This is a genomic window from Luteimonas sp. TWI596, assembly GCF_039674105.1.
Taxonomy (GTDB): Bacteria; Pseudomonadota; Gammaproteobacteria; order Xanthomonadales; family Xanthomonadaceae; genus Luteimonas.
In genome coordinates, this window is record NZ_JBDJMU010000023.1 from 39,439 (window position 1) to 46,681 (window position 7,243).

Here is a 7,243-nt window from a genome sequence, read left to right on the forward strand (position 1 = left end):
GGGATGGCCATGACTGCCCCGTTCGCCCTGTACATCGACGGCCGCTTTGAGCCCGGCGCCGCGACATTCGACAGCCTCGACCCGGCGACGGGCCGGGCCTGGGCACAGATGCCCGAGGCGCGCACCGATGAAGTCGAGCGCGCCGTGGCCGCGGCAGACCGCGCCCTGCAGGACCCTGCCTGGGCCGGATTGACCGCATCGCAGCGCGGACGTCTGCTGCATCGTCTGGCCGACCTGCTCGAGCAAGCTGCGCCCGAGCTGGCCGAGCTCGAAACCCGAGACACCGGGAAGATCATCCGCGAGACCCGGGCACAGATCGCCTACGTCGCCGAGTACTACCGCTACTACGCCGGCATCGCCGACAAGTTGCACGGGCATGTGGTGCCGATCGACAAGCCGGACATGCAGGTATGGGTCAAGCGCGAGCCGTTGGGCGTGGTGGCCGCGATCGTGCCCTGGAACAGTCAGCTGTTTCTCTCGGCGGTGAAGCTCGGCCCGGCGATCGCCGCCGGCTGCACGATGGTCCTCAAAGCCTCGGAGGAGGCGCCCGCCCCGATGCTCGCATTTGCGCGGCTGATCCATGACGCAGGGTTTCCCCCGGGCGTGGTCAACATCATCACCGGCTTCGGCCCCGAGTGCGGCGCCGTGCTCAGCCGCCATCCCAAGGTCAGCCTGGTCGCCTTCACCGGCGGGCCGGAGACCGCGCGCCACATCGTCCGCAACAGCGCCGACAACCTGGCCAAGGTGTCCCTGGAACTGGGCGGCAAATCACCGCTGGTGGTGTTTGCCGACGCCGACCTGGAAAGTGCGGTCAACGCGCAGCTGGCAGCGATCTTCGCGGCCAGCGGACAAAGCTGCGTCGCCGGCTCGCGCTTGCTGGTCGAGGCCGGCATCAAGGACGCGTTCCTGGCCCGCCTCGTCGAGAAGGTCGAAGCGATCCGCATCGGCGCACCGGGCGATGTCCAGACCGAGTACGGCCCTCTGTGCACCGAGCGCCAGTTGCATACCATCGAGGCGGCGGTTGCCCGGTCGATCGAACAGGGCGCGCGCCTGCTGACCGGTGGGCGGCGCATCGAACGCGACGGGTTCTACTACGCCCCCACGGTGCTCGACTGCAGCGGCGTGACGCAGGCGATGAGCGAGATCACCGAGCTGTTCGGACCGGTCCTGTCGGTCGATGTGTTCTCCGACGAGGCCGAAGCGATCGCCAAGGCCAACTCGACCGAGTACGGATTGGCCGCAGGCGTGTTGACGCGCGACCTGACGCGGGCCCATCGCATGGCGCACGCGATCCGTGCCGGCGTCGTCTGGCTCAACACCTACCGCGCGGTCTCCCCGCTCGCCCCGTTCGGCGGCTACGGCCTGTCCGGGCACGGCCGCGAAGGCGGCGCCGACGCGGTCCTCGACTACACCACCACCAAGACGGTGTGGCTGCGGACCTCCGACGCCCGCCTGGGCGATCCGTTCGTGATGCGCTAGCCGACCGGCGCGGCGGATCGACGTGGGTCGCGCCGCCGGTGCGGCGTCGCGACCGCCGATCGTATGCACCGGTTGTTCGTTTCATCCACGCCCGCAGCCCCTTCCGGGGTGATGTGTGACGCCGTCGGGGAGGGCCCGCGGTGCGGCAGCCAACGGGGATATCAGCGTATGCAGCAGGACCCGAATCAGCAGGTCACAGGCGTCTTCGCGATCGAAGGCAACGCCATCGACTATGTGTCACCGCGACAGCGCCACGGCAAGGCGATCGATCTGTTCACCTTGTGGTTCTGCACCAATGTCGCCCCGCTGGCGGTGATCACCGGCGCCATGTCGGTCATGGTGTTCGAGCTCGATGTCATCAGCGCATTGCTGGCAATCACCGCCGGGCACCTGTTCGGCGCCGTGGTGCTTGCGCTCACGTCCGCCCAGGGCCCACTGGCCGGCATTCCGCAGATGATCCAGAGCCGCGCGCAGTTCGGTCGCCACGGCTCGCTGTTGGTGGTGCTGTTCACCACCATCATCTACCTGGGCTACTTCGTCTCCAACATCATCCTGTCGGGCAAGACGCTGCACGCGGTCGTACCGGCGATCCCGGTCTCGGTGGCGACCGTGATCGGTGCGGGCCTGGCGACGCTGATCGGAGTGGTGGGCTACCACCTGATCCACGTCTTCAACCGCATCGGCGCGTGGTTCATGGGCGGTGCACTGCTCATCGGCCTGGCACTGATGATTCCGCACCTGACGCCCGACGTGCTGCAGCAGGGGCGTTTCAGCGCCGCGCCGTGGTTCTCGATGTTCGGTATCTGCGCGGTCTGGCAGATTAGCTTTGCCCCGTATACATCGGACTACTCGCGGTATCTGCCGCTGGCCGAGGGCCGCGTCAAGCCATTCGTCTATACCTATCTGGGCGCGTCGCTCGGCACGATCTTCTCGTTCGTCTTCGGCATGGTCGCGGTGAGCATCGGCCACCAGGGTGATGCGATGGAAGCGGTCAAAGCGCACACCGGCATGTTCGGCGCGGTGCTGATGGTGCTGTTCCTGTGCAACATCATCGGCCACAACGCGATGAACCTCTACGGCGCGGTGCTGTCGTTCATCACCGCCATCCAGACCTTCGTCGCTGACTGGGTGCCCAAGGGACGCGCCCGCATCGCAATGTCGATGATCGTGCTGGTGCTGTCGACCGGATCGGCGCTGTGGGCATCGAGCGACTTCGTCTCGCTGTTCATCAGTGGCGTCTTCGCGATCCTCTTCGTGATGGCGCCTTGGGTGTCGATCAACCTGTTCGACTTCTACGTTCTGCATCGCAACGGCTACGACATCAAATCGATCTTCGCCGCCGACGGCGGCGTCTACGGGCGCTTCAACTCGCGTGCGATCACAGCCTACGTGATCGGCATCGTCGTGCAGCTGCCGTTCCTGAAGAACCCCTGGTTCCATGGGATCTGGGCGGATGCCTTCGCTGGCGTCGATGTGTCCTGGGTTCTGGGCATCGCGTCCAGCGCGACCGTCTGCGCGCTGTTCCACTGCATCCGACCGCTGCCGCGCTATACCCCGACAAGCCAGCCGCCGGCCTGACACGCCCAGCCGCCCCATGCGTTCACGCGCCGGACGACCGGCGTCACAGACCCCGGAGTCTCCATGCAACTCGAGCACAGTCCACTGTTCCGCCAACAAGCCCTCCTCGACGGCAGATGGTGCGATGCCGACGATGGCGCAGTATCGGCGGTCACCAATCCGGCCACGCAGGCCATCATCGGTCATGTGCCGACGATGGGCAGTCGCGAGACCGCGCGCGCCATCGAGGCCGCCGCAAGAAGCTGGCCGCACTGGCGCGGCCTGACGGCGAAGGAGCGGGCCCGGATTCTCAAGGGCTGGTTCGATCTGATTGTCGAACACGCCGACCCACTTGCGCGCATCCTCACCGCCGAGCAGGGCAAGCCCCTGGCGGAGGCGCGTGGCGAGATTCTCTACGCGGCGAGCTTCATCGAGTGGTTCGCCGAGGAAGCCAAGCGCGTGTACGGCGACGTCATCCCGAGCCCTGACCGCGACGCGCGCATCGTGGTGACCAAGCAGCCGGTCGGCGTCGTCGCGGCCATCACCCCGTGGAACTTCCCCGCCGCGATGATCACCCGAAAGGTTGGGCCGGCACTTGCCGCCGGATGCCCCTGCATCGTCAAGCCGGCGCTGGAGACGCCTTTCACCGCGCTGGCGCTTGCGGACCTTGCGCTGCAGGCCGGTGTGCCGGCCGGCATCTTCAGCGTGGTCACCGGCAACGCGCGCGCCATTGGGGATGCCTTCTTCGAGAGCGATGCGGTGCGCAAGTTCACCTTCACCGGCTCCACCCCGATCGGCAGGCTGCTCTATGGCAGGGCGGCCGCGACGATGAAGAAGGTGTCGCTGGAGCTTGGCGGCAACGCCCCCTTCATCGTGTTCGACGACGCCGATCTCGACGCCGCGGTCGAAGGCGCATTGCTCGCCAAGTTTCGCAATGCCGGCCAGACCTGCGTCTGCGTGAACCGCTTCCTGGTGCAGGCCGGCATCCACGATGCATTCGTCGAGAGGTTTGCCGAACGCATCGCGCAACTGAAGGTGGGCCAGGGCAGCGAGCCGGACGTGCAGATCGGCCCGCTGATCAGCGAACAGGCCGTGGTCAAGGTCGAGTCGCAGGTGCAGGATGCGCTCGCCAAGGGCGCGCGATGCGTGTCGGGCGGCGAACGCCACGCTCTAGGGGGCGCGTTCTACGCGCCGACCCTGCTCGAGGGCGCGACGCCCGAGATGCTGGTCGCGCGCGACGAAACCTTCGGGCCGCTGGCTGCGGTGTTCCGCTTCGACACCGAGGCGCAGGCGATCGCACTCGCCAACGACACCGAGTTCGGTCTCGCCGCGTACTGCTACACGCGCGATCTGGGCCGTGCGTGGCGCATGAGCGAACAGCTCGAGTACGGCATGGTCGGTATCAACAGCGGCGCGATCTCCAACGAAGTCGCGCCGTTCGGCGGCATCAAGCACTCGGGCCTGGGCCGCGAAGGCTCCAAGTACGGCATCGAGGACTACCTGGACATCAAATACAGCCTGTTCGGCGGAGTGGGAGCATGAGCAAGACACGCTACGAAAAAGGACTGGCGATCCGGCGTCAGGTGCTGGGCGATGCTTATGTCGACAAGGCGCTGGCGACCGCCGATGCCTTTGGCGAGCCGCTCCAGTCCCTGGTGACCGAGTACTGCTGGGGCGAGATCTGGGGTCGGGACGGACTGGAACTGGCCGAACGCAGCCTGGTGAACCTGGCGATGATCTCGGCCCTCAACCGGCCGCACGAACTGAAAGTGCACATCAAGGGCGCGCGGCGCAATGGCGTGAGCGAAGAGAAGATCCGCGAGGTGCTGCTGCAGGTGGCGATCTACTGCGGCGTTCCTGCCGCGGTCGACAGCTTCCGTGTCGCACGCGAGGCATTGGCCGAGTTCGCGAGCGAACAGAGCTGACACGCGGCGAGGCGTCGCGCGGCGCCTGTCTCTCGCACGCATTCCGCAATCACCATCACAATGACCGCGCTGCCTGCAAGCTGCGCGGCGGGGGAGCGAGCATGTCCGTCATGCGCTTGGTGTGGGGCGTCATCGGTGCAGCACTGCTGCCGACAGTTGCGCACGCAGAGTCGACATTGAAGCCGTTCGCAGTGGTCGACGTGTTCTACCAGCACGTGGACACCGGCGAAAGCTGGCAAAGCGACTTCGGGTCCAACGGCTACCTGGCCAGCCGCTTCGGCGTGGCGGGCGGTACCGACGCCGGACCGGTGACGCTGAACTTCCTGCTCGAAGCCGGCTTCAGCCCGTCCGAAGGCACACTCACGCGCACCGGCAACGCACTGTTCAACCGGCAGGCATGGGCGGGCATAGGAGGCGACTGGGGCGAACTGCGTTACGGCACGCAGAATGCCCTGATGTTCGTGCACTCCGACCGGCTCGATGTCGCCGAGAGCGGCACCCATGCATCGGCGCTCAACAACTTCGCCTGGTACACCTATCGCACCCCCGACACGCTGTCCTACACGACGCCCAAACTGGGCGCCTGGCGGCTGTCCGCCTATTGGGGCAGGGGCGATGACGACCCGCATCGTCCCGGGGCAAGCCGCCAGTTCGCGGCCACCTACGATCGCGGCCCTTGGCAGGGCGTTCTCGCGGCGCAGAGCCTCGACGGCCCCGGCGGCAACCGCCGCTTCTCGATGTTCGCTGGCGGCAACTACCGCAGCGGCGATCTCACCTGGTACCTCGGCACACACTCGGCGCGCTGGGGGCAGGAAGTCGACATCGATGCCGCCGAGGTTTCGGTGAAGTACGCGCTCAACGACAAGGACATCATCGGTGCCGGCGTCGGTGTCCTGCACGACCGTAGCGGGCGCGGCGATCACGCTCGTCAGGTTGGCGTGCTCTATCGGCGCACGTTCAACAGCCACCTGATCGGTTACGCCGGCTACAACGTACTGCAGAACCGTGGGCAGGCGAGCTATCGCTTCGCCGGTGCCGCCACGGCCGGCCTGCCGCCCGACCAGCCGGGCGCGGACCTGCGCGGCCTGCAGCTCGGTTTCACACTGATGCTTTGAGCACCGACGCCCAGCAGGTCCAACCGTATCAGTCGGGGGCGGGACGGCGGCAGTGGGATCGGCATGCCCGTTCGCGCCGATTACCGGTCCGATGGGAAATCCCTACGGGCGCAGGCGTGTCGCGCTGGCATCTTCGTTACGCTCGGCGCGGGGACGTTGCGGGGCGCGCTTGTCTGAGCCTGATCTGCATCGCTCGCGAGATGCCAAAGGTTCGGCCCCTTTGGGACGACGCCTGCGGCCGCAGCGATCGGTGTGTCGCTCGCGTGCGGAGGAAGGCTGGGCAGCCGTCCAGGGACATGTTCGTGTGGGCGTCGATGCGGAGCGCGCCTGCTGCAGTGTTGAGTGCGTTGCTGGGCCGGTTGGGGCCGACAAGCGGCGCTCGATCACCGCGCAGGAACCGTGAATTCTTGAGCCAACCGCCACTTGGCGGTGGCGAGATCACAAGGCGTCATCGGGGGCCGCAGGATGGCGCGCCTGGAGGGATTCGAACCCCCGACCAATGGCTTCGGAAGCCACTACTCTATCCGGCTGAGCTACAGGCGCGTCGTGCGGCCGACCACCGCAAAGCGGGGAGGGCGGTCGGGGATTGTAGCCCAAAGCGGGAGGCTGCAACGCATCCCCTGCACTTGTCCGCCCAGGGCGGGCCCTATGGCGATTGTGGTCGCTGGTGGCAAGCCGGCCACATTGGCGTATGGCCACCATGTCGCGATGCGGGGCGCCGAGGTGGCGTCCTGCGCTGGTGCATGGGATTGCACGGTTGGGGCTCAGCGTCTGCGTTACGCCACCGTGCAACGGGCAGGTGGCCGCGTCGGGAAGGAGTATGACGACGCGCCGCTCGGCCAAACCGCAGGAGTTCTCGCTGGATGAACGGCCACACTGCATCGACGGGACGCCGCATCAGGCTGCAAGGGGGCGAATGGCTGCGGTTCTATAATGGGGCGCCCTGTCGGATGTTTTGCCATGTGCGGAATCGTCGGTGCGATCGCGGATCGCGATGTGGTCCCGGTCCTGGTCGAGGGCCTCAAGCGGCTGGAGTATCGCGGCTACGATTCGGCTGGCATCGCGGTGCTCGACGGCGACACGGTGCGGCGCGTGCGCCGGACCGGCCGCGTCGCCGAGATGGCCGCGGCCGCGCAGGCCGAGGCGCTGCAGGCGCGTCTGGGCATC

General features: G+C 67.1%; 5 protein-coding genes, 1 tRNA gene and 1 pseudogene. 6 read left to right on the forward strand and 1 reads right to left on the reverse strand.

The features are described from left to right. Positions 1 to 9 precede the first annotated feature (9 nt). From ABE487_RS15085 to ABE487_RS15105, 5 genes are all read left to right on the forward strand, one after another. Positions 10 to 1,479, forward strand: a complete 1,470-nt coding sequence (locus tag ABE487_RS15085; RefSeq protein ID WP_346449613.1) for an aldehyde dehydrogenase — start codon at positions 10 to 12, stop codon at positions 1,477 to 1,479. 168 nt (positions 1,480 to 1,647) lie between these two features. Beyond that, a complete protein-coding gene (locus ABE487_RS15090; protein ID WP_346449615.1) occupies positions 1,648 to 3,057 on the forward strand; it encodes a cytosine permease in 1,410 nt (469 codons plus the stop codon). A gap of 63 nt (positions 3,058 to 3,120) precedes the next feature. Then, positions 3,121 to 4,578 carry an NAD-dependent succinate-semialdehyde dehydrogenase gene (locus tag ABE487_RS15095; protein WP_346449617.1) on the forward strand — a complete coding sequence of 486 codons (1,458 nt, stop codon included), beginning with the start codon at positions 3,121 to 3,123 and terminating at the stop codon, positions 4,576 to 4,578. Continuing rightward, positions 4,575 to 4,961: a 4-carboxymuconolactone decarboxylase gene (pcaC, locus tag ABE487_RS15100; protein WP_346452451.1), complete on the forward strand. Its 387-nt coding sequence runs from the start codon at positions 4,575 to 4,577 to the stop codon at positions 4,959 to 4,961. Before ABE487_RS15095 ends, pcaC begins: the two co-directional genes overlap by 4 nt. Before the next feature lie 101 nt (positions 4,962 to 5,062). Continuing rightward, complete coding sequence (locus ABE487_RS15105) at positions 5,063 to 6,076, forward strand: porin (RefSeq protein ID WP_346452450.1); 1,014 nt, start codon at positions 5,063 to 5,065, stop codon at positions 6,074 to 6,076. A gap of 466 nt (positions 6,077 to 6,542) precedes the next feature. Here ABE487_RS15105 and ABE487_RS15110 read toward each other — a convergent pair. After that, positions 6,543 to 6,619 (reverse strand) — tRNA-Arg (locus ABE487_RS15110). A gap of 417 nt (positions 6,620 to 7,036) precedes the next feature. Between ABE487_RS15110 and ABE487_RS15115 the strand changes: the two are divergent. Continuing rightward, positions 7,037 to 7,243, forward strand: a pseudogene (locus ABE487_RS15115) (glutamine--fructose-6-phosphate aminotransferase); the annotation flags it as partial.

Excerpts from the sequence above, each read along its gene's own strand:
- ABE487_RS15085 (WP_346449613.1), top strand. The coding sequence starts at position 10 with ATGACTGCCCCGTTCGCCCTGTACATCGACGGCCGCTTTGAGCCCGGC.
- ABE487_RS15090 (WP_346449615.1), top strand. The coding sequence starts at position 1,648 with ATGCAGCAGGACCCGAATCAGCAGGTCACAGGCGTCTTCGCGATCGAA.
- ABE487_RS15095 (WP_346449617.1), top strand. The coding sequence starts at position 3,121 with ATGCAACTCGAGCACAGTCCACTGTTCCGCCAACAAGCCCTCCTCGAC.
- pcaC (WP_346452451.1), top strand. The coding sequence starts at position 4,575 with ATGAGCAAGACACGCTACGAAAAAGGACTGGCGATCCGGCGTCAGGTG.
- ABE487_RS15105 (WP_346452450.1), top strand. The coding sequence starts at position 5,063 with ATGTCCGTCATGCGCTTGGTGTGGGGCGTCATCGGTGCAGCACTGCTG.